General features: G+C 60.1%; 20 protein-coding genes. 11 read left to right on the top strand and 9 right to left on the bottom strand.

Annotation, left to right across the window (positions count from 1 at the left end; genetic code table 11):
• Positions 1 to 50: 50 nt before the first annotated feature.
• The 4 genes from NA619_RS21560 (at position 51) to NA619_RS21545 (ending at position 3,434) form a co-directional block, all read left to right on the top strand.
• A complete protein-coding gene (locus tag NA619_RS21560; protein WP_014821596.1) occupies positions 51 to 542 on the top strand; it encodes a (R)-mandelonitrile lyase in 492 nt (163 codons plus the stop codon).
• Positions 520 to 1,314 carry a carboxymuconolactone decarboxylase family protein gene (locus NA619_RS21555; RefSeq protein WP_014821597.1) on the top strand — a complete coding sequence of 265 codons (795 nt, stop codon included), beginning with the start codon at positions 520 to 522 and terminating at the stop codon, positions 1,312 to 1,314. The genes NA619_RS21560 and NA619_RS21555 overlap by 23 nt, the downstream gene beginning before the upstream one ends.
• A gap of 38 nt (positions 1,315 to 1,352) precedes the next feature.
• Positions 1,353 to 2,228 (top strand): aldo/keto reductase, encoded by an 876-nt coding sequence (locus NA619_RS21550; protein WP_255963844.1) that lies wholly within the window; start codon positions 1,353 to 1,355, stop codon positions 2,226 to 2,228.
• Positions 2,229 to 2,432: 204 nt separating this feature from the next.
• Positions 2,433 to 3,434, top strand: a complete 1,002-nt coding sequence (locus NA619_RS21545) for an aldo/keto reductase (protein ID WP_255963869.1) — start codon at positions 2,433 to 2,435, stop codon at positions 3,432 to 3,434.
• Here the strand turns inward: NA619_RS21545 and NA619_RS21540 are convergent.
• Positions 3,431 to 4,330 carry a LysR family transcriptional regulator gene (locus tag NA619_RS21540; protein WP_255963843.1) on the bottom strand — a complete coding sequence of 300 codons (900 nt, stop codon included), beginning with the start codon at positions 4,328 to 4,330 and terminating at the stop codon, positions 3,431 to 3,433. The two genes, NA619_RS21545 and NA619_RS21540, sit on opposite strands and share 4 nt — an antisense overlap.
• A gap of 158 nt (positions 4,331 to 4,488) precedes the next feature.
• Here NA619_RS21540 and NA619_RS21535 point away from each other — a divergent pair, with 158 nt between their 5' ends.
• Positions 4,489 to 5,124, top strand: a complete 636-nt coding sequence (locus tag NA619_RS21535; RefSeq protein WP_255963842.1) for a flavodoxin — start codon at positions 4,489 to 4,491, stop codon at positions 5,122 to 5,124.
• A gap of 13 nt (positions 5,125 to 5,137) precedes the next feature.
• Here the strand turns inward: NA619_RS21535 and NA619_RS21530 are convergent, their stop codons facing one another.
• Both NA619_RS21530 and NA619_RS21525 read right to left on the bottom strand, forming a co-directional pair.
• A complete protein-coding gene (locus NA619_RS21530) occupies positions 5,138 to 6,586 on the bottom strand; it encodes an MFS transporter (RefSeq protein WP_255963841.1) in 1,449 nt (482 codons plus the stop codon).
• Between the two features lie 304 nt (positions 6,587 to 6,890).
• Positions 6,891 to 7,841: an XdhC family protein gene (locus NA619_RS21525; RefSeq protein WP_255963840.1), complete on the bottom strand. Its 951-nt coding sequence runs from the start codon at positions 7,839 to 7,841 to the stop codon at positions 6,891 to 6,893.
• A gap of 473 nt (positions 7,842 to 8,314) precedes the next feature.
• On the opposite strand from NA619_RS21525, the gene paoA reads away from it, so the two are divergent.
• Genes paoA through paoC form a run of 3 tightly spaced genes read left to right on the top strand, consistent with a single transcriptional unit; the run spans position 8,315 to position 12,132 of the window.
• The gene (paoA, locus tag NA619_RS21520) at positions 8,315 to 8,974 is read left to right on the top strand and encodes an aldehyde dehydrogenase iron-sulfur subunit PaoA (protein ID WP_255963839.1); all 660 of its coding nucleotides are present in this window, start codon (positions 8,315 to 8,317) and stop codon (positions 8,972 to 8,974) included.
• The gene (locus NA619_RS21515; RefSeq protein WP_255963838.1) at positions 8,971 to 9,921 is read left to right on the top strand and encodes an FAD binding domain-containing protein; all 951 of its coding nucleotides are present in this window, start codon (positions 8,971 to 8,973) and stop codon (positions 9,919 to 9,921) included. Before paoA ends, NA619_RS21515 begins: the two co-directional genes overlap by 4 nt.
• Positions 9,922 to 9,924: 3 nt before the next feature.
• Positions 9,925 to 12,132 carry an aldehyde oxidoreductase molybdenum-binding subunit PaoC gene (paoC, locus tag NA619_RS21510; RefSeq protein ID WP_255963837.1) on the top strand — a complete coding sequence of 736 codons (2,208 nt, stop codon included), beginning with the start codon at positions 9,925 to 9,927 and terminating at the stop codon, positions 12,130 to 12,132.
• Between the two features lie 140 nt (positions 12,133 to 12,272).
• Here paoC and NA619_RS21505 read toward each other — a convergent pair whose 3' ends face one another.
• The 6 genes from NA619_RS21505 to NA619_RS21480 form a co-directional block, all read right to left on the bottom strand.
• Positions 12,273 to 13,433 (bottom strand): MBL fold metallo-hydrolase, encoded by a 1,161-nt coding sequence (locus NA619_RS21505; protein ID WP_255963836.1) that lies wholly within the window; start codon positions 13,431 to 13,433, stop codon positions 12,273 to 12,275.
• Positions 13,434 to 13,631: 198 nt separating this feature from the next.
• Positions 13,632 to 14,123, bottom strand: a complete 492-nt coding sequence (locus NA619_RS21500; RefSeq protein ID WP_255963835.1) for a hypothetical protein — start codon at positions 14,121 to 14,123, stop codon at positions 13,632 to 13,634.
• 10 nt (positions 14,124 to 14,133) lie between these two features.
• Positions 14,134 to 14,670 (bottom strand): DUF6152 family protein, encoded by a 537-nt coding sequence (locus tag NA619_RS21495; RefSeq protein ID WP_255963834.1) that lies wholly within the window; start codon positions 14,668 to 14,670, stop codon positions 14,134 to 14,136.
• Positions 14,671 to 14,729: 59 nt separating this feature from the next.
• On the bottom strand, positions 14,730 to 15,857 hold the full coding sequence (locus NA619_RS21490; protein WP_423836860.1) for an alpha/beta hydrolase: 1,128 nt from the start codon (positions 15,855 to 15,857) through the stop codon (positions 14,730 to 14,732).
• Between the two features lie 140 nt (positions 15,858 to 15,997).
• Positions 15,998 to 16,339, bottom strand: a complete 342-nt coding sequence (locus NA619_RS21485) for a cyclophilin-like fold protein (RefSeq protein ID WP_336605475.1) — start codon at positions 16,337 to 16,339, stop codon at positions 15,998 to 16,000.
• Positions 16,340 to 16,566: 227 nt separating this feature from the next.
• The gene (locus NA619_RS21480; RefSeq protein ID WP_255963833.1) at positions 16,567 to 17,778 is read right to left on the bottom strand and encodes an MFS transporter; all 1,212 of its coding nucleotides are present in this window, start codon (positions 17,776 to 17,778) and stop codon (positions 16,567 to 16,569) included.
• Positions 17,779 to 17,997: 219 nt separating this feature from the next.
• Here NA619_RS21480 and NA619_RS21475 point away from each other — a divergent pair, with 219 nt between their 5' ends.
• From NA619_RS21475 to NA619_RS21465, 3 genes are all read left to right on the top strand, one after another.
• Positions 17,998 to 18,894, top strand: a complete 897-nt coding sequence (locus NA619_RS21475) for a LysR family transcriptional regulator (protein ID WP_255963832.1) — start codon at positions 17,998 to 18,000, stop codon at positions 18,892 to 18,894.
• Positions 18,895 to 19,023: 129 nt separating this feature from the next.
• Positions 19,024 to 20,004, top strand: coding sequence for an XdhC family protein (locus tag NA619_RS21470; RefSeq protein WP_255963831.1), 981 nt, complete (start codon positions 19,024 to 19,026; stop codon positions 20,002 to 20,004).
• Between the two features lie 68 nt (positions 20,005 to 20,072).
• Positions 20,073 to 20,417 (top strand): radical SAM protein, encoded by a 345-nt coding sequence (locus NA619_RS21465; RefSeq protein WP_423836859.1) that lies wholly within the window; start codon positions 20,073 to 20,075, stop codon positions 20,415 to 20,417.
• The last annotated feature ends 42 nt before the right edge of the window (positions 20,418 to 20,459 follow it).

The following is a 20,459-nucleotide window of genomic DNA, read 5'->3' as shown; positions in this document are numbered from 1 at the left end:
GTTCCATCCGACGGGCCAGGGTCTCTGAGCATCAACCGGAGGGTTCCATCATGAACAAAACACTTCTCGGCATCGTGGTCTGTGCTGCAGCGCCTTTTGTGGAAGCAGCTGGCACTAGCGACGATTCGGCCGCCCAGACCGCCCAGCGGATCAGTCGCGCGGGCTCCCAAGCCTCGGTGATCGGGCCAGAGGAATATTTCACAGGCAAGGCGCGGGTTGATCCGTTGTTCCAATCGGGTGACCAAATCAATGCGTCTGGTGCCTACGTTACCTTCGAGCCAGGCGCGCGTTCGGCTTGGCATACCCATCCGGCAGGCCAGCGTCTGGTCGTGGTCGCCGGCGTCGGATTGACGCAGGAGTGGGGCAAGCCGGTGCAGGAAATTCGTCCCGGCGATGTAGTGGTATGTCCCGCCGGCGTCAAGCACTGGCACGGCGCAACGCCAACGACCGCGATGACACATCTAGCCGTGTCCGGATCGGCCGATGGCAAAAGCGTGGAATGGATGGAGAAAGTCACCGATGACCAATACAACGCTCGTTAATCATCGCAAGGCAGGCGCACTCGCTGCGTTCGCGCTGAGCGTCGGCCTGGCAATCACTTCGGCACATGCGGCTTCCTCTACAGATGCGCAAGCCAAGCCAGCTGGACAGGCGTCCACCGCAACCCTGTCCACCCGGCAGCAGGCCATTCCGCTGATAGCGGCAGCCATGGCCACAAGCGACATGCCCAAGCTGAATGCTGCTTTGAATCAAGGTTTAGATGCAGGCCTGACCATCAGCGAAGCCAAGGAAATTCTTGTGCATCTTTACGCCTACACCGGCTTTCCGCGCAGCCTGAACGCGCTGAGCGAGTTGATGAAAGTGGTAGACGCACGCAAGGCGCAGGGCATCGAGGACGAGCCCGGTCGCGAACCTAGTCGACCCGTTGCTTCTGGTGACCAACTGCGGGAGGTGGGCACAGCGAACCAGACCCGCATCGCCGGCAAGCCAGTCGAGGGTCCACTGTTCGACTTCGCTCCCGTCATCAACCAATACCTGCAGGAGCACCTGTTCGGCGCGATCTTCGAGCGCGACAACCTCGACTGGCAAAGCCGCGAGCTGGCTACGGTTGGCGCGTTGGCGGCTACGCCGGGAGTCGAGGCCCAGTTGCGATCGCATATGGCGGCGAGCATGCGGGTCGGTTTGACTGAGTCACAGCTGCGCCAGTTGATCGAGTTGTTGGCCGATCAAAGTGGCAGGGAGGCCGGGGCGCGTGGCAACGACGCTTTGGCGCAAGCGCTCGCAACGATGCAAGCGCAACCTGGCAAAGAGTAACGCCAGCCGTTCTTCCAAACCTTACGGAGGACCACACAATGCAAACCATCACCCTGAACAACGGCACGACAATGCCTGCGCTGGGGCTCGGCGTCTTCCAGACCCCGCCGGACTCCACGACAGCCGCGGTCCGCGAAGCATTACGCGTGGGCTATCGCCACATCGACACGGCGGCGGCGTATGGCAATGAGCGCGAGGTCGGCGAAGGCATCCGCCTCTCCGGCATCCCCCGGGCCGAGCTGTTCATCGAAACCAAAGTCTGGATCAGCGACTACGGCTACGACGCCACGCTGCATGCCTTCAACAAGAGCGCCGGCAAGCTGGGCGTGGATCATCTGGATCTGTTGCTGCTTCACCAGCCCATGCCCAGCCGCTTCGATCTGACGTTGGATGCCTACCGCGCGCTGGAAAAACTGCTTGCTGACGGCAAAGTCCGTGCGATAGGCGTCAGCAACTTCATGCCCAACGATTTGAACCGTTTGTTGGGGGAAACAGCGATAGTGCCTGCGGTGAACCAGATCGAGGTTCATCCGTATTTTCAGCAGAGAGCATTGCAGAGCATTCACGCCGAGCACGGCATTCACACGCAAGCCTGGTCACCCATAGGCGGTATCACCGCCTATCGTGGCGGCACCAAGCGCACCTTCGACGACCCAACGCTTCAGCAAATTGCCCAAGAGCACGCCAAATCGACCGCCCAGGTCATGCTGCGCTGGCATCTGCAGCAGGGGCGCTCAGTGATTCCAAAGTCGACAAAGCCCGAGCGCATTGCTGAAAACTTCGACGTATTCGACTTCAGGCTCGCCGATCAGCAGCTCGCTGCGATTGATGCGCTTGAGACTGGCGTGCGCGGCGGGCCCGAGCCCGACAGCATCACGCTGGAAACTTACGGCCGTGAAATACCCGAAGCTTGAGCCGCGCGCCCAGTAGCAAGGCATGCCTTTGAACCCTGAAAGGAGATGAATATGGACAACAGCCCAATGGATCACGATCGCCGGAGGCTTCTGATCGGCGCGGCTGCGTTGGCTGCAGCACCGCTGATTCCAGGCATTGCGTTGGGGCAGAGTGCAGCGGCTCGGCCTTCAGCGCCGCAGAGCACCGCTCTGGATGGACGCCGCATGCTTGGCTCGCTGGAAGTATCGAGCTTGGGACTGGGTGTGCAGAACATGAGCCGGACCTACCAGACGATCATCCCTCACCGGCCGGAGATGATCGACATCATCCGGACAGCCTTCGACCGTGGTGTGACCTTCTATGATGCTGCCGAGGCCTACGGCCCGCATGAAGTGGAAAGAATCCTTGGAGAGGGCGTCGCACCCTTTCGGGACGAGGTCGTCATCGCCTCGAAGTTTGGCTGGAACATCGATCTCGAAACCGGTGAGCGGCGTCCGGGCCTCAACAGCCGGCCGGAGCACATCCAAAAGGCGGTCGAAGGCATGCTCAAGCGCCTGCGCACAGATCGGATCGACTTGCTGTATCAGCATCGCGTCGACCCTGCTGTGCCGATCGAAGAGGTCGCCGGTGCCGTCAAGGACCTGATGGATCAGGGCAAGGTTCTGCACTGGGGCTTGTCCGAGATGGGGCTGGATACGTTGCGCCGCGCACACGCCGCATTGCCGGTCACGGCGGTTCAGAACGAATACTCGATGCTTTGGCGCGGCCCCGAAGAGGCGGTTATCCCGCTGTGTGAGGAGCTCGGCATTGGCTTCGTCCCCTGGAGCCCGCTCGGCGTGGGATTCCTGACCGGAGCGATCGATGAAAAGACGCGCTTCGCCGAAGGTGACATACGCAAGATTGAAACGCGTTTTGCCCCGGAGAACCTGCCGCACAATATGGCCTTGGTCCAGCTGATCAAGAGCTGGGCAGAGCGGAAAAATTCTAGCCCGGCCCGGATCGCTCTGGCTTGGCTGCTGGCCCGTGAACCTTGGATCGTGCCCATCCCTGGCACTACGCAAATGTCGCATATGCTCGGCAACATCGGTGCGGTAGACGTGACGTTTAGCGATAGCGAGTTTCAAGAGCTTAATGCGGCGCTCGCCGATATCACCATAAAGGGCGAGCGTTTGCCTCCGGCTGTGCTTGCATTCAGCGGCGTAGAAGCGTTACCTCAAGAACGCTAGTTGCGATCCGGATAGCGCAGGGCATCGCGCAACAAGATAAACGCAGGCGATGATTGGCGCCGGCTCGGGTAGTAAAGGTGGTAGCCCGAAAAGGGCTCGCACCAGTCCGCGAGCACGCGCACCAAGCGGCCGCCCTCGATGTCTGCTTGCACCTGATCCTCGGGCATGTAGGCGAGGCCCAGTCCTTCACGCGCCGCTGCCAGGCGCATGGCGATGTTGTTGAACACCAGCTGGCCTTCGACCCGCACTTTCACTTCCTGGCCATCCTTCTCGAACTCCCAGGCGAAGATGCCACCATAGGTCGGCATTCGGATGGTGATGCAGTTGTGCTGGGTAAGGTCATGCGGTGTGATCGGTTGTGGGTTCCGGGCGAAATACGCCGGTGAGCCGACCACCGCCATGCGCATATCGGGACCGATGCGCACCGCAATCATGTCCTTGGTCACCTGCTCACCCAAGCGAACCCCCGCATCGAAGCCTTCTGCGACGATATCGGTCAGGCCGTAGTCCACGATGATTTCGATATTCAGATCAGGATTGTGCGGCAACAACTGTGCAAGTACTGGCTGCAGGATGGTAATCGCTGAATGCTCACCAGCGGTGATCCGTATCTTGCCGGCCGGCTTGTCGCGGAACTCGCTAAGCAATGCCAGCTCACTATTGATCTCTTCAAACCTGGGCGCGACGACCTCAAGCAGACGCGTTCCTGCTTCGGTAGCGGAGACGCTGCGCGTGGTTCGAGCCAGGAGGCGAACACCCAAACGCTCCTCCAGCTGGCGAATCACTCGGCTGAGCGCCGGTTGCGACATGCTCAATTTGGCTGCCGCTCGGGTGAAGCTGCGCTCTCGGGCTACTACCGCAAAGATAGCCAGCTGGTCATAGCTCTCGACGGGCATTTATTCATTCCTGTTATGAGGCTTTCCCGATTATGCCTCCTAGTGAAGACGGTGGGCTGGTCTTAAAGTGTTTCCAAACGCCGCGTTCAATCGCTCGCTTTGTTGAGGCGCGAACATCTCGAGCCAACGCTCATTCGCAATCCATCCCCGGGGCATTTATGAATACTGTTTTGCTGCTGACGAGCCTTGTTGCAACCTTGCTCACACCCATACAGGCGGTGGCCGAAACAGAAGATAAAAAGCGAGTCTCGGACAGCTCCGGCTCCAATAAGGTGCTGACCGTCTACCTGAGCCGAACAAAAAACACCAAAGCTGTTGCCGAGATGATTCACGAACACGTCGGCGGCGACCTGGTCGCGCTCGAATTGCAGACTCCCTATCCCGAAGACTATGACGCGATCGTGGCGCAGGTCGATGAGGAGAACGAATCCGGTTACCGGCCTCCTCTGGCTACCTCGATCGATAACCTCGCGCAGTACGGCACGGTATTCATCGGATTTCCGACATGGGATATGCAGCTTCCACCGCCTGTGAAGAGTTTCCTGAGCCAGCATGACCTTGCCGGAAAGACCGTCGCTCCGTTCAATACTCATGGCGGATATGGCGCGGGGAGCAGCTTCCAGACTCTGACTGAGTTCTGTTCCGGTTGTAACGTGCTCAAAGGTTTTTCCACCCGAGGCGGACTTGAGCGGGACGGAATTTTCCTGGCCATCGACGGCGAACGAGAAGCGCAGGTCAAGGATGAGGTGCTCGACTGGATGAATAGCCTTGGATTGGATCGGCAGGAACCATGACATGGGTTCTGAATCACTGACCGCTGCCGCGATTCGCCGCGGCAGCTCGCCCGTTAGGCCAGATATAGACGAGCGCAATAACCAAGCCCAGCGCAAGAAGCGCGCCTGCGCTGAGGATCGCAGTCGATACCTGATGCTGCAGTGCCATCTTCTGTGGCATCGAAGGTGAATGCGCCGCCGCGAAAATCGTTGCGAGAATACTCAATCCCAGCGACCCACCGAGTTGGTGCGCCACGTTGACCGCACCCGATGCTGCCCCGCGATCGCGCCCCGATACACCGGTTACGCCGGCTACGGTCAGAGGCCCCAATGCGCCGCCGTTGCCGAGGCCAAGAAGCACCATTGGCAGCGCGATACCAGCCCAGTAGCCTGACTGCTCGCCAGCGAAGGATAGCCAGATCATTCCGACAGTCATCGAAGCCAGCGCGACGCACAGGAGATTGGCATTGCCCCAGGCGCGGGTGAGCCGTGGCACCAACAACGCGGCAAAGAATGTGGGGACAGTCATGGGTAAAAAGCCCAGGCCGGCCTGCAGCGGACTGAAGCCCAATACCTGTTGCATCAGCTGGGTTTCGAAAAAGAAAAAGCTGACCGCGGCACCCACGAAGCACATTCGGGCAGCATAGGCACCGGAACGAACCTTGTTGGCGAAGATGGTCAGGGGCAGCAAGGGTTCCTTGATCCGTGCCTGGATCCAGAGGAACAGCCCGACTGACAGTACCGCAAGCGTCAACGCGGCCAGCACCAGCGGATCAGTCCATCCTTGATCGGTAGTGCGTACGATGCCCCAGACAAGTGCCACCATACCGACCGTGGACGTAATCGCGCCGGCCACATCCAATCGCCCGTCGCCGCGCGGCGTGTGCTTCAACGCCCGGTTGGCCGCCAACCATAGCCCTAATCCAATGGGTACATTGATCAGGAAGCCAACGCGCCACGACAGCGTGCCAGCAAAGATCCCGCCCATGACCATGCCCAGGCTGGCTCCCGCGCCTGCCACCATCGAGTACCAGGCGAGCGCTCGGGATCTGCCTTCGCCCTCGTGGAAGAAGGCCGATATCAGCGACAAAACCGAGGGCGCAATCATTGACGCGCCAACGCCTTGTACCGCTCTTGCACCGATCAGCTCCACGGGCGTCTGCGCCAGACCAATGATGAGTGAAGATGCAGCAAACAGCGCGATGCCCCACAACAGCATTCGTTTGAAGCCGAAGAGGTCGCCAGCCCTGGCGGATAACAGCAGGAACCCACCGAAGCACAGCAGATAAGCATTCTGCACCCAGGTCAGCCCCACCGGCCCGAGGCTCATGGTCTCGCCGATCTCCGGTAGCCCGGTATAGACGATGGACAGGTCCAGTACGATCATCAGATACGCCGTCAGTACCACGGCGAGTACCCGGTTGGCGCTGGGGTTACCCGTGTCGGTATTCAATGGATCAGTGCCCTCAACTTCGGGCGGCACGGTGTGTACCGTGTCGCCTCGTTGACTTCATCAACCCGAGATCAATCAGCGCATCCGGCAGGTTGATAGCGAAGTATTCGAGGGGGGAAGGTAGCAAGCGTCGGATCGGCTGATTAGCCGGAAAGATCCGTATGTACTTATACCAGTAGCGTATAAATCCAACGGGCACATCATCCCTTCAGGAAAGGTGCGTTCCCGAGCGTGCCAGCTAGGGCTTGAGGCAGATGGCGGGGTGTCGGCAGGCCAATCGGTACTCTTTACAGCGCATACAGCGATTTTCGCTAGAAAGCGTTGCGTCGCTGTTCTAGTGCACGCCGTTCTTCAGCGCGACGATTTGAGCCATGAGAGAAAGCGCGATCTCGGCAGGCGTATGACTGCCGATATACAGACCGATCGGCCCATGCAACCGGGCAATCTCATCAGCCGTCAGCCCGAGCTGGCCGAGATAGCCACGACGCCGTTCGGTCGTTTGCTTCGATCCAAGCGCGCCAACATAAAAAGCATTGGACTTCAGAGCGGTGAGCAGCGCCATGTCATCGAGGCGCGGATCATGCGTAAGCGTAACTATGGCAGTGCGTTCGTCCGGCTGAATGCTTAGCACTGCGTCGTCAGGCATACCCGCCACATGTGTAACGCGATCATCGTCCCATTCGGCAGAGAACTCACGGCGCGGATCACAGACCATCACCTCGAAGCCCATCAAAAGCGCGATGTCGGCAGCATAGCGTGACACCTGGCCCGCGCCGATCATCATCAATCGCCACCGAGGACCGTAAAGAGTGCGGAGCACGCTGCCATCGAAGAAAAACGAATCGTCCGGGCTGGCATCGGCAAGCGTGACGCGTCCTGATGCGAGTTCAAGGTGACGTGCTGTGAGCTGTTGCCTGGAGCAGCGCTGTACCAGCGAATCGACCCAGGCAATGTCCGTGACCTGCTCTGCCGTTAGTCGCAACGTCCCGCCACAAGGCAAACCGAACCGAGCCGCTTCCTCACGGCTCATGCCATAGGTAATAAGCTTGACGGCACCGTGATCAACGCGTTGAGCCCCATTGGCCTGGCGCTGGATCAGGTCATCCTCGATGCAGCCACCCGATACTGAGCCAATCACCACGCCATCGTCTCTCAGAGCCAGCATGGACCCGGGCTGCCTGGGCGCGCTGCCCCAGGTTTGCACTACGGTGTAGAGCGTCACGGCGTGGCCTAGCTTTTGCCAATTCGATACCGCACGCAATACATCGAGATCAACGTTGTCCACTCGATCAATCTCCTGATTTATCCACTTTCTCTACGGCTTGAGAGTCGCCACGTCACGGGAACAGACGAATCCATGACGATTTCACGTCCTCGTGAACTGCTGGCGATCTGGAACGGTAACAGCTGAGCAGGGGTTGATTTGGCGGTGAGATCGGCATGGCCTTATGAGTGGAAGTCATAAATAAGCCGTGCCAACCGGCGCGACGCTCGAAAGCATGAATATCCGACGCAGCATTGCCGTTTCGGACCAAGCGGAGTAGCCGACATGTGACCGCCGGAACGTGGTTTTGATTTATCAGCCAGGGCCATAACCGTATGCAGGCTGCGCTGGGTAATCACCACGTCGCCGCTGGGTCTACTATCCAAGGATGTCCGTGTCGCATACGACGCGAACCATCGGGCCAGCTAGGCGCCGGATCTAGGCTCACCGAGCCATCCACGTTCAATCAGCACCTGACAACAAGGGAGATGAACATGAGTGACTCCAAAGACGACAACGGTTTTTCGCGCAGGGAGGTCCTGGCTCTGAGCCAAGGGCTACTGGTACTGGGCGCCGTGCCCATGACTGCATTGGCAGCACCATCCGAGAGCGCTGAAGATAAATCGCCCGTCCGGGAAACAGTCACCTCAAAAGTCTCCTTTGTAGTCAATGGCAAACGCCGGGAACTGGAGGTGGACAATCGCACCAGCTTGCTCGACGCCATGCGTGAACATCTGCATCTCACTGGCAGCAAGAAAGGCTGTGACCACGGCCAGTGCGGTGCCTGCACCATGATTGTCGATGGCCAGCGCATCAACAGCTGTCTGAGCCTTGCGGTGATGCACCAGGACGCAGAGATCACCACCATCGAAGGTCTAGGCACACCGGAGCAGCTGCACCCGATGCAGGCGGCATTCGTCAAACATGACGGTTATCAGTGCGGCTATTGCACGCCTGGCCAGATTTGTTCGGCGGTTTCCGTACTCGACGAGATCAAGCAGGGCATTCCGAGCCATGTCAGTGGCGACATCACCGCCTCACCGCAGCTCAGCGTGGACGAGCTACGAGAGCGCATGAGTGGGAATATCTGCCGCTGCGGCGCCTACTCCAACATCATCGATGCCATGAGCGAAGTTGCCGGAGGACGCGCATGAAATCCTTCACCTACGAGCGCGCCGAATCCCCGGCTGAAGCGGCCGCCAGCGCAGCGCGAACGCCCGGAGCCAAGTTCATTGCAGGCGGAACGAACCTGCTCGATCTCATGAAGCTGGAGATCGAGACCCCGATGCACCTAATCGATGTGAACGGCTTGAAGCTGGACAAGATCGAAGCTACCGGGGATGGCGGCATCCGCATCGGTGCCATGGTCAGCAACACTGCTCTGGCGGCGGATGCACGGGTCAGACGGGACTACGCGGTACTGTCGCGCGCCTTGCTGGCTGGGGCGTCCGGTCAGCTGCGCAACAAGGCGACAACCGCCGGTAATCTACTTCAGCGCACCCGCTGTCCTTACTTCTATGACACCAATCAGCCCTGCAACAAGCGTCAGCCAGGCAGTGGCTGCAGCGCGCTGGAAGGGTTCAGCCGCCAGCTTGCAGTTGTAGGAAGCAGCAATGCCTGCATAGCCACCCATCCCAGTGACATGGCTGTGGCGATGCGGGTGCTGGATGCGACCGTGGAAACGGTCCGACCCAACGGGGCAACACGGCGTATTCCGATCGCTGAGTTCCATCGCCTACCAGGCGACACCCCGCACATCGAGAACGCGCTGATGGCGGGCGAACTCATCACAGCGGTCACGCTGCCCAAGCCGCTCGGCGGCGCGCATTTCTATCATAAGGTGCGCGATCGGGCCTCGTACGCCTTCGCCCTAGTGTCGGTCGCCGCCGTCGTGCAGCCGGACGGCAGCGGCCGGGTCGCGCTCGGTGGCGTAGCCCACAAGCCATGGAGGATGGAGTCGGCCGAGGCTCAGCTGCCCAGTGGGGCACGTGCGGTCAGCGAGCGCCTATTTGCAAATGCCAGGCCCACTCACCACAACGAATTCAAGCTCACATTGGCCCAGCGCACGCTCGGCGCCGTGCTGGCGGAAGCAAGGGGCTAAGCGATGAAATTCGATACAGCTGCAGGACAAAACCCTATCGATCGGCAAAAGGTGGTCGGCAAGCCGGTCAATCGGATCGATGGTCCTCTTAAAACGACGGGGACGGCAACTTACGCCTACGAGTGGCACGACCAAACAGCCAAGCCCGCCTACGGCCATGTCATCGGATCGGCGGTCGCCAAAGGTCGCATAGCGTCTATGGACCTAACCCATGCGCGTCGCGCGCCGGGCGTCATCAGCATCGTGACCGCCGAGAATGCGGGCACGTTGGGAAAGGGCGACTACAACAATGCCACGCTGCTTGGCGGGCCGGAGATTGAGCATTATCACCAAGCAGTGGCGCTGGTGATTGCCGAGACGTTCGAGCAGGCGCGTGCCGCTGCAGAACTTGTGCAGATCAGATATGACCGCACGCCAGGCACCTTTGACCTTAGCGCGGCGAAAGATACGGCGATCAATCCAGGCAAGATTACCGGTGGCCCCGCAGATACTGCCGTGGGCGATTTCGCATCCGCCTTTGCCGATTCGCCCGTGCAGCTCGACGCGACCTACACCACGCCGGACCAGTCTCACGCCATGATGGAGCCCCACGCCTCGATGGCGGCGTGGGATGGCGATCGGCTGACGCTGTGGACCTCGAATCAGATGATCGAGTGGGGTGTCCAGGACATGGCGAAGACACTGAAGATCCCCGCCGAGAACATCCGTCTCATCTCTCCCTATATCGGCGGTGGCTTTGGCGGAAAACTTTTCCTTAGGGCAGACGCGTTACTCGCCGCACTGGGCGCTCGTATCGCCGCGCGGCCGGTAAAGGTCGCGTTGAGCCGGCCATTAATTGCCAATAACACAACGCACCGAGCGGCCACCATTCAGCGCATCCGCATCGGTGCCTCTGAGGACGGGCACATCACCGCCATCGGCCATGAGAACTGGTCGGGTGACCTGAACGCCGACAAGGCAGAGTCCGGTGTGCGCTACTCGCGACCCATGTACGCCGGTGCGCACCGCATGAGCCAGACTCGCGTGGCGGGGTTGGACCTCCCTGAAGCCAACGCCATGCGCGCGCCGAGCGATGCACCCGGCTCAATGGCCGTCGAAGTTGCGATGGACGAGATGGCGGAGAAGCTGGGGCTCGACCCCGTTCAATTTCGCATCCTCAACGACACTCAGGTGGATCCCGAGCATCCCGAGCGCCGTTACTCTCAGCGCAAGCTGATCGAGTGCTTGAACGAGGGCGCCAATCGGTTTGGCTGGAACGAGCGCGCTGCGCAGCCGGCGACTCGGCGTGAAGGTGCCTGGCTGATCGGTATGGGCATGGCCGGCGCCTTTCGCGACAGCCCGGTGACGAAATCCGCCGCGCGGGTTCGGCTGGATGGTGATGGCATGGTTACGGTCGAGACCGACATGACCGATATCGGCACCGGTAGCTACGTCATCATCGGCCAGACCGCCGCAGAGATGATGGGCGTGCCGCTTGAACAGGTCGTGGTCAAACTGGGCGACTCGACGTTCCCGGTGTCATCCGGCTCCGGCGGTCAATGGGGCGGCAACAGTTCGACCTCCGGCGTCTACGCGGCGTGCGTGAAACTGCGCGCTGCCGTCGCGCAGAAGCTGGGCTTCGATATCGACCAGGCGGTGTTCGAGAATGGCAAGATCCGGCAGGGTGAGCGTCGGATATCGCTGGCTGAAGCGGTAACCGATGGCAACCTGGTAGGAGAAGATGCCATCGAGTTCGGCAAACTGGATGAGCAATACCGCCTCACCAGCTTCGGCTCGCATTTCGTCGAGGTCGCGGTACATGCCCATACGGGCGAGGTTCGCGTTCGGCGCATGCTCGCCGTTTGCGCCGCGGGTCGCATCCTCAATCCCAAGACCGCACGCAGCCAGATCATCGGCGCCATGACCATGGGCGTTGGCGCGGCGTTGATGGAGGAGCTGGCCGTCGACACGCGCTATGGCTTTTTCGTCAACCATGACCTTGCCGGTTATGAAGTGCCCGTGCACGCGGACATTCCGCATCAGGAGGTGGTGTTCCTCGACGAGGAGGACCCGCTGTCCTCGCCGATGAAAGCCAGAGGCGTCGGTGAGCTCGGCATCTGTGGCGTGGCTGCTGCGGTCGCCAACGCAATCTACAACGCCACCGGTGTGCGCGTTCGCGACTATCCGGTAACGTTGGACAAGCTCCTCGGTGAGATGCCGCAGGCTGTATAGGCCTGCGAGCGGGTAAGGAAGCTGTTCTCGACGCGTTAACGTGGCCGCGGGGTGTCCGGGTGCTTAGTACATCGAAATCAACGCCTGTCAGGGCCGCTTTATGCAGGCGCCACTCTGGTAACCGGGCGACGAGCTAACCGCTATGGTTCCTTAAAAGCAGTTGCGAGCTGATTTTCGCTGCCTAATGCTGCTGCCCACCAGGACGTAAATCTCTGCGCACGGCCGTCCAAATAGGTCGGTCGGCCGATCTCCGGTGTCCACAACGCATAGGCGCGTCCTTGGCTTGCCACGCTGATGCGTTTGAATGGATCGTCCCAGTTGTGGGGCGAGATCGAGAAACGCCCAGCATGCGCTGGCGTTAGCGCCTTCGCCCGCAGTTCTTCGGTCGCCTGCGCGGCCTGTTCGGGGTTCATGTGGACGCTGGCCCAACGCGGGTCATACTGACCCATGTCTAGTGCCACCCAATCGAACGGGCCGAGTCGCTGGCCGATCTCGGTGAAGTGTGGGCCGTAGCCCGTATCGCCGCTGAAGAACACGCGGCGCTCGGCTGAGATCAGCGCGTAGCCGACCCACAGCGACTGGTTGCGTTTCAGGGTACGCCCTGAGTAGTGGCGGGCCGGGGTCGCGTGGATCTTCAATTGCCGCCCCAGCGCTACGCTCTCATTCCAGTCGACCTCGTGCACGCTGCGCGAACTAAAGCCCCAAGCCTCGAAATGCGCCCCAACGCCCAATCCCACGATCACCTGCCGAACCTTGGGCATGAGCGCCTGAATGCTCGGATAATCCAGATGGTCGTAGTGGTCGTGACTGATCAGCAGCGCATCGATCTCCGGTAGGTCGTCGGCCGTGTAGAGACTGGTTCCGTCAAAGGCTCTGTTCGCCATGGGAATGGGCGCCGCGTTGGTGCTGAACACCGGATCGATCAGAATGCGCTGTCCTCCCAGTTGCACGAAATAGGACGAATGCCCGAGCCAGATCACCAGATCCTCAAAGGGGTTGAGTGTCTTGAGGTTGGTTTTAACGACCGGGATGGGCCCCGGCGGGCGAGGCTGGCCTTTTTCTCCGAAAATGGTTTGCATCCACATCGACCACTCCGACTGGTCGGTCGTTCGCATGGGCGTGTCGATCTGGTTGCGGAACGCGCCATTGGCGTGGTTAATCGAGCGCTCGATGCGTGCCAGCCGCTCTCCACTGGGGAGCTCCCCGAATACGGGATGCTGCAGGTAGCCGATAACACCTACTACGCCGAGGCCGGCCATGCTTATTAGAACCACGAAGAAACGACGCCAGAATCTTTTCATGCAGAGAGCACCTGAGTTGCGTTTACGCGAGCTTCATTTACTTGGCGCACATGCGGTTGGCCAAGCAGATCCCGGTAGGTCTTATTCATAGCGAATGCGCTGCTTGTCGCGCTGCTACTGCGTATTAGTCCGCTATGACCTGGTGAACACCTTCGAGTTGATTTTCGTTATAGGAGATGGAATTTGGCGGTCTCAAAGTCAGTACGCCAGAAAACGCCCTGCGACGATGACTCCCGTCCAGGCAAAAGCCGAGATCAATGCAGAAACCTTCGCAGACAGTGGGGCAGGGGTGTCTAAGTCCCAAGAACTCACTGTCCGGTAGATGCCCTTGTGGAACAGCAGAACATTGATGCCGGCAATAACGATAAGTCCGAGCTTCCACGGCGCCGCAACAGCGGCGGCAACCACGGTCGCCTGTGCACTGAACAGTGCAATACCCGTTATTGCGACAATTGCCAGACCAATGTGGGAGAGGGGTAGTAGATAACGCGCGGCGGTGATTACTGGCACGACGCGGTGACCAGCCCCCAACAGTCGAAGATCGAACGTGAAAGCTGGCCCCACAAGTAGCGCGATCCCAAGGATATGTACGGACTCAAGAACGGGATAAAGAAATTGGGCATTTCTTACCGTCTCGCCCAGCGATGAGTCCTGCAGCAGCGTCAGCCATGCGTTGAGCAAGTCAGGCATATGCACCAGCTCAATTCCTTCTGGAGTCAGGCAGCGGCGCACGAACCGGAAGCGTATTACCGAGTACTTGGTTCACCGGTACCGCATCATCCCCGTACCAGAATACAACCGGCCGAAACAAAGCATCGTCTGTTCGGTTGATGTAGCCGACTCCCTGGAAGCGCTCGCCTATCTTCAGCGCACGTCCCAAACCCCATCGGCCTGACCAGGCAGGAGGGGCAATGACAACCTCTAATTTCTGATGAGGGCCTTTGTACGAGGGCGCGGCATTGACCCGAACGCTGTCCTCAAGATCTTGCAACTGCTCGGGAATCGCCAGAGTGGGTGTGTGGGTAGGCAGGTTCTGATCCAAGGTCACATCGAAGAGCGAGTGCGGATTGCCCCAAACACCCTGCGATGACACTGTCCCGGAAATGTAGACGAGGCGATCCGTCTCGAAGGCTGCCCAGCCATGATGCGCGAACGCCGGGGTTGCCGACAGCGAAGCCAGGCAGAGCGAGGCGAGCATCGTAAGCCTGGTGAGCAGGGGCAAACGCCGAGTGTTCATGGTCTCTGTGCTCCTGATGGTAAGTAAATATCCCCTGGCTAAGCCGGGGATTGCCTTGTTCATTCAGCTGCGGCTTGCTTCAGATGTTCGCTGAAAAAGCTCGTCATCTTGTCGAAGGGAATTCTGTCCATGCGGTCGTATAGGTCCACGTGGTTGGCACCCGGAACGATCACCAGCTCCTTGGGTTCTGCTGCGGCTGCATAGGCGGTCTCGGCGAAATAACGCGAATGAGCGTTCTCACCGTGAACGAACAGGATGGGACGCGGCGAAATCTCCTGGATGTAGGTCAGGATCGGCATGTTCATAAACGACAGTGGCGTAGTCATCGTCCAGGCATTGCCCGAGTTGACGGCTCGCGGGTGGTAGCCACGCGGCGTCATGTAGTAGTCGGCATAGTCGACCAGGAACTGCGGCTCGCCGCCCTTCAGCTTGTTGTAGTCCGGTTGGTAGGCGGGTTTACCGTTCTGCGCATCGTCCCAGCGCTGCCGACTCAGTTGTTCCAGGGTCTGCGCACGCTGCTCGGCGGTCACGCTGTCGTTGTAACCTTTGGACATGACGCGGGTCATGTCGTACATGGAGCTAGCGACGACGGCCTTGACGCGCTTATCGGCCGCCACGGCGTTCAAGGCCATACCGCCCCAGCCGCAGATGCCGATGACGCCTATGCGCTCACGATCAACGTAGGATTGCAGGCCGATGAAATCCACTGCAGCCATGAAGTCTTCGGTGTTGATATCCGGCGAAGCGACGTTGCGCGGCTCACCGCCGCTTTCCCCGGTATATGAGCCGTCGAAAGCCAACGTGACGAAGCCGCGCTCGGCCATGGTTTGCGCATAAAGGCCCGAAGATTGCTCCTTCACCGCACCGAAGGGACCGCCGACGACGAGCGCCGCCAACCGCTGGTTGCCTCGATTCTGCGGCAGATACAGGTCGCCTGCGAGGGTGATGCCGTAGCGGTTCTTGAAGGTTACCTTCTGATGATCGACCTTCTCGCTCTTGGCAAACACCTTGTCCCATTCTTGGGTCAGTTGCAGACCGTCCATCTCAACCATTGCCGAGGATGCTTGCGCCTGCGCCATCTCACCGCCGAAGGCCGCAGCCAGGCCGACAAGGAGGGAGCCATGGAAGAAATCCCGGAGGGTTCTGCTCGGTTTGATGCTCGTCAGGTTCAGGGTTGCTTCGTTCATCGTGTTTTCCTTCGCTTAGTTGATGATTGGTGCAAATGCGCAGAACCGTTCGTTATCACCTTCGCAGGTCAACGGTAGGCTGCCGATCTGTCGCAATTGGGTATTGGGAACTAATGGAAAACTGTGCCGCCGCAGGAAAATCAGTCCCTTGAGAAGGTGATTCGCGCGGTTCCCCTGCCAAGCACCTGCGCCAAATCTGTAGGGTCGTCGATACGCCCCAGGCGCGTGTACGAGTAGCTCGAATTGAATGTCAGGTAGAAGACAACCAGCGTCTGCGCCCCGTAGAGCATGAGATCGCCGTTGTGGATCGTGCCGGGACGAATGGTGCTCGTGGGTAACGCCTTCGGCAGCTTGGCGTGCTTCTCGTTGCTGTTCAGATCGGGCATGTCGATCGTGAGCGGCAGCATGGCGGCAAAGGCGCGAGCAGCTTCGGTGTCGGGCATGGTAATGGCGAAGCGACGTTCGCCGACGGTCATCCACATACGAGATTCCTCCGATTGAACAGTTGGCGTTGCTGCAGTAGTCGAGATGACGCTGGGAGCGGCCAACGCCTCTCCGCTCCCGCAAAGGATGAACAGGCTGGACAGCAGGCCCAACACGCGTAGGGCACGCACGCCTCGTGCGGAGCGATGTTCAATCTGCGCTCGACAGTGGCTACTACGGGAGATAACGACGCTCGTGGTCATAGGGCCTCCGGGCATGGCTTGGCTCAATCCGCTTGCAGCATCGGCGAGCGCGAGGTGAGAAAAGCGAGAAAAGCCGCTAACAACAACATGGCCGCACTGGCTAAGAAGGTCGCCTGATAGCCACTGTGGTCGAACAGCAGGCCACCGAGGGTCGACCCCAGAGCGATGGAAAGCTGAACCACGGCAACGAAAAGGCCACCACCTGCTTCTGCATCCTTAGGGAAAACCATGGCGATCCAGGACCACCAGCCGACAGGGGCCGAGGTACCGATCAGCCCCCACAAACCCAGCAGGGCGACAACGATGGCGGTCCAATGACCGAAGGCTGTCAGGGCAACGGCAATCAAAGCCATCAGCAATGGCATGACTATCAGCGTCTGAAAAAAGCGCCGCTGCAGCACGCGACCGATCAGCAGGGTGCCGATGAAGCCCGCCGCACCGATCACCAGCAGCACGAGTGAAATGTCGGTGCCATGCACGTCGGTGACCGTCTCCAGGAACGGCCGCACATAGGTGAACAAGGAGAACTGCCCCATGAAGAACAGGCTGCTGGCCAGCATGCCGATTATGACGGTGGGGCGCTTGAGTAGGGTGAATACCTTTAACGCACTGCCCAAGCCGGAACTGCGCGCGGCGGCCTGCATGGATGGCAGCGCTTTCCATTGCCACGCCAGTGCGACCAGGGCGATTGGCACCAGGCAGAGGAAGGCGCCGCGCCAACCGATAAAAGTCCCCAGCCAAGCGCCCAGCGGCGCGGCAACCACTGTGGCCAGTGCGTTGCCCCCATTGACCAGTGCCAGTGCCCGCGGCACATCACGGCTTGGTACCAGGCGCATCGCCGTGGCAGCTGACATCGACCAGAAACCGCCTACCACCACGCCGATCAGTGCCCGACCGAGCATGTAGGTTACGTAGTTTGGCGCCAGCGCGACGATGGCGCCGGATACGCCCATCGCCGCCGTCAGTCCCAGCAACAGTGTCTTGCGATTCAGGCTGCCGGCTAGTGAAGAAATGAACAGGCTGGTGAGCACGGCGAAGGCACCCGAGATGGCAATGCCCTGGCCTGCCATACCCTCGGTAACACCCAAGTCATCGGCGATGGGCGTCAGTAGGCTGACCGGCAGGAACTCCGATGCGACCAGCGCGAAGGCGCATACCGAAATGGCCAGAACGCCACTCCAGGAGCCCGACTGCTCGGGGACTTTGTTGACGGTATTGATTGTGTTGGCTGTCATGCAAACCTAGTTTTCTGAGATTTAACGAAGAAAAAAGCCACCGATTCGACGAGGGCGGCGAGGGCGGCGAGGGAGAGGACAGGAATTACTGCTCCCGGGGAGAACAACGTTGATTATTCGGATTTGAATGTTCGGGCATGCGACCAGCTGTTACTAGCTAATCAATTCTTAAAAAGGATATAAGCTCTACTAATCAATGATTCGTGGGAAACTTCAGCCATGATCAAACGTAACCTCAACGACCTGCTGTCCTTCGTCACCGTCGCGCGCGAGGGCACCTTCACTCGCGCCGCCGCCCAACTGGGCGTAACGCAGTCGGCATTGAGTCAGGCGATAAGCGGCTTGGAGGCAAGGCTGCAGATCCGCTTGCTCACCCGAACGACGCGTAGCGTCTCGCCCACTGCGGCGGGAGAACGCCTGCTGAACGCCATTGGCAATCGCTTCGACGAGATTGAGGCGGAACTGGACGAGTTGTCGGCACTGCGCGATAAGCCAAGCGGCACGGTACGCATTACCTGTGGAGATCACATCCAGCGCACAGTGCTGCTGCCCAAGCTCACCCACTTGCTGCTGGAATATCCGGACATCAAGGTCGAGTTCGACATCAACTACGGCTTTCGCGACATCGTGGCTGATCGCTTCGATGCCGGGGTGCGCATGGGCGACACCATTGACAAGGACATGATCGCCATTCCAATCGGGCCGCCGTTGCGCATGGCAGTAGCGGCATCCCCGGCGTACTTTGCGAAGCACCCGAAACCTAAGAAGCCGCGTGAGCTTATCGACCACAACTGCATCAACATGCGCATGAAGTCTGGAGGAGGGCTCTACGTCTGGGATTTTCAGCGCAAGGACAAGCAGTTGAACGTCCGTGTGGATGGACAGCTGATCTTGAATACTTCGCCCAATATCGTGGATGCCGCGCTGGCAGGGTTGGGTGTTGCCTGGCTACCCGAAGAAGAATTCGCCCAGCACATCGAGGAGGGCAGGTTGGTACGCGTGCTGGAGGATTGGTGTCCACCATTTCCCGGTTACTACCTGTACTACCCGAGCCGCCGACAGCCATCGCCGGCATTTAGCCTGGTCGTGGATGCGCTGCGTTATAGCAGGCCATAGGGCAGCAGCTGTCGTGCGTAGATTCATTATCAGTCGTGGCAGTGGCGTACCCACCGTGGTGGACGTTACCAGTAGCAACCCAGCGGCAATTAAGTAGATACCCGCTGATCAGACATGGGGCGATTGACGATGCAGCATCTGGATCTACAGGTTATCGAGCAGTCTCTGACCTGGTCGCGGGCAGGGGATACCGTATGGTTGTGCACTGTGCTGGCCACCTTCGGCTCGTCGCCACGCGAACCCGGTTCGCTGCTGGCAGCGCGGCGCGACGGCGGCCATGTTGGCTCGCTGTCAGGCGGTTGCGTCGAGGAGGATTTTCTCGAACGCCTGCAAGAAGGTGAGTTCGAGCAAGCAGTCACTGTCCTGCGCTATGGCGACCCGAATGGGCCACAGGGCTCACGCATATCGCTGCCCTGCGGCGGTATTCTCAAGGTTCTGATCGAGCGTCTGCCGGCGGATTCCGCTACCTGGGAGCAGCTGGAACGCCTGCATGCGACCCTGCGCGGCCAGCAGCATCTACGCCGCAGCGTCGACCTGCATGACGGGCAGGCAACCTTGTACGAAGACGATGGTCTGGGCCCGCGTGTGGTCGAGGCGGAAGACGGGCGCTTGCTGCATATTCGCATCGGCCCGGCGGCGCGCTTGATCATTGCAGGCATCTCGCCGGTTTCGGTGATCTGTGCGGAGTTCGCCCGTACCTTGGGTTTCGAAGTCATCGTCTGTGATCCGCGCGAGGAAGCCTATGCCGGGCTTGCTGTGCCCGGCGTCGAACTGCGCAAGGAGTTGCCCTCGCAGTTCATCGCCGCCGATGGCTGTCACCGCGCCACGGCAGTTGTGGCGCTGACCCACGATCCGCGTATCGACGACTTGGCGATGATCGAGGCTGTGCGCACGCCAGCCTTCTACATCGGCGTGATGGGCTCGCAACGCACCTCGGCCATCCGTGCCGAACGCCTGCGCCGCGTCGGCGGCCTGAGCGAGTCCGAAGTCGCACGCTTGCACATGCCCGTAGGCTTGGCGCTGGGAAGCAAGACGCCGGCCGAGATCGCCCTGGCAGCCATCGCCGATGTCGTCCGCGTCTACCGGGGCCGGCCACGCGATGCACTCTGAGGCCGAGGCGCCGACCGCAGTCCATCCAGATCGTCGATGCTTAGGGCCGGCGACTGCGTACCCTGCGTGTGAGCCTAACCACTGCCTGCAACTACGCCTGCGTCTACTGTGTGCCCGACGGCAAGCGACTGCACCCGGATAAGAACGCTATGCCGCTGTCGAAACTGCTAATGGCGGTGGGGTACTTCAAGCAGGTCAACGATCTACGCACCCTGCACATCACCCGTGGTGCGCCGCTGATCAGCCCGCTGTTCGCCGACTTCATCGGTGCCCTGGAGGACTTCGAGTTCGAGGACGTGTCGCTGAGCAGCAATGGCTGCTGTCGCGCAAGCTGCCTGTGTACTGGCGGCCGGCATCAAGCGCATCTGGGAGCCGAAATTAGAGTTTTTACACGAACCTGCAGCTGGCGGTAGTGCAGTTATCGGCAATAGCTGCCAGCCGCCAGGGGCAGCTAT

It is taken from the genome of Stutzerimonas stutzeri (assembly GCF_024448895.1).
GTDB classification, from domain to species: domain Bacteria; phylum Pseudomonadota; class Gammaproteobacteria; order Pseudomonadales; family Pseudomonadaceae; genus Stutzerimonas; species Stutzerimonas stutzeri_Q.
The sequence above is the reverse complement of the archived record's forward strand: the minus strand, read 5'-3'. Positions and strand labels throughout refer to the sequence as shown.

Bases quoted from the DNA above. Each gene is read 5' to 3' on its own strand.
- NA619_RS21560 (WP_014821596.1), top strand. From the start codon at position 51: ATGAACAAAACACTTCTCGGCATCGTGGTCTGTGCTGCAGCGCCTTTT.
- NA619_RS21555 (WP_014821597.1), top strand. From the start codon at position 520: ATGACCAATACAACGCTCGTTAATCATCGCAAGGCAGGCGCACTCGCT.
- NA619_RS21550 (WP_255963844.1), top strand. From the start codon at position 1,353: ATGCAAACCATCACCCTGAACAACGGCACGACAATGCCTGCGCTGGGG.
- NA619_RS21545 (WP_255963869.1), top strand. From the start codon at position 2,433: ATGCTTGGCTCGCTGGAAGTATCGAGCTTGGGACTGGGTGTGCAGAAC.
- NA619_RS21540 (WP_255963843.1), bottom strand. From the start codon at position 4,330: ATGCCCGTCGAGAGCTATGACCAGCTGGCTATCTTTGCGGTAGTAGCC.
- NA619_RS21535 (WP_255963842.1), top strand. From the start codon at position 4,489: ATGAATACTGTTTTGCTGCTGACGAGCCTTGTTGCAACCTTGCTCACA.
- paoA (WP_255963839.1), top strand. From the start codon at position 8,315: ATGAGTGACTCCAAAGACGACAACGGTTTTTCGCGCAGGGAGGTCCTG.
- NA619_RS21515 (WP_255963838.1), top strand. From the start codon at position 8,971: ATGAAATCCTTCACCTACGAGCGCGCCGAATCCCCGGCTGAAGCGGCC.
- paoC (WP_255963837.1), top strand. From the start codon at position 9,925: ATGAAATTCGATACAGCTGCAGGACAAAACCCTATCGATCGGCAAAAG.
- NA619_RS21505 (WP_255963836.1), bottom strand. From the start codon at position 13,433: ATGAAAAGATTCTGGCGTCGTTTCTTCGTGGTTCTAATAAGCATGGCC.
- NA619_RS21500 (WP_255963835.1), bottom strand. From the start codon at position 14,123: ATGCCTGACTTGCTCAACGCATGGCTGACGCTGCTGCAGGACTCATCG.
- NA619_RS21495 (WP_255963834.1), bottom strand. From the start codon at position 14,670: ATGAACACTCGGCGTTTGCCCCTGCTCACCAGGCTTACGATGCTCGCC.
- NA619_RS21490 (WP_423836860.1), bottom strand. From the start codon at position 15,857: ATGAACGAAGCAACCCTGAACCTGACGAGCATCAAACCGAGCAGAACC.
- NA619_RS21485 (WP_336605475.1), bottom strand. From the start codon at position 16,339: ATGTGGATGACCGTCGGCGAACGTCGCTTCGCCATTACCATGCCCGAC.
- NA619_RS21480 (WP_255963833.1), bottom strand. From the start codon at position 17,778: ATGACAGCCAACACAATCAATACCGTCAACAAAGTCCCCGAGCAGTCG.
- NA619_RS21475 (WP_255963832.1), top strand. From the start codon at position 17,998: ATGATCAAACGTAACCTCAACGACCTGCTGTCCTTCGTCACCGTCGCG.
- NA619_RS21470 (WP_255963831.1), top strand. From the start codon at position 19,024: ATGCAGCATCTGGATCTACAGGTTATCGAGCAGTCTCTGACCTGGTCG.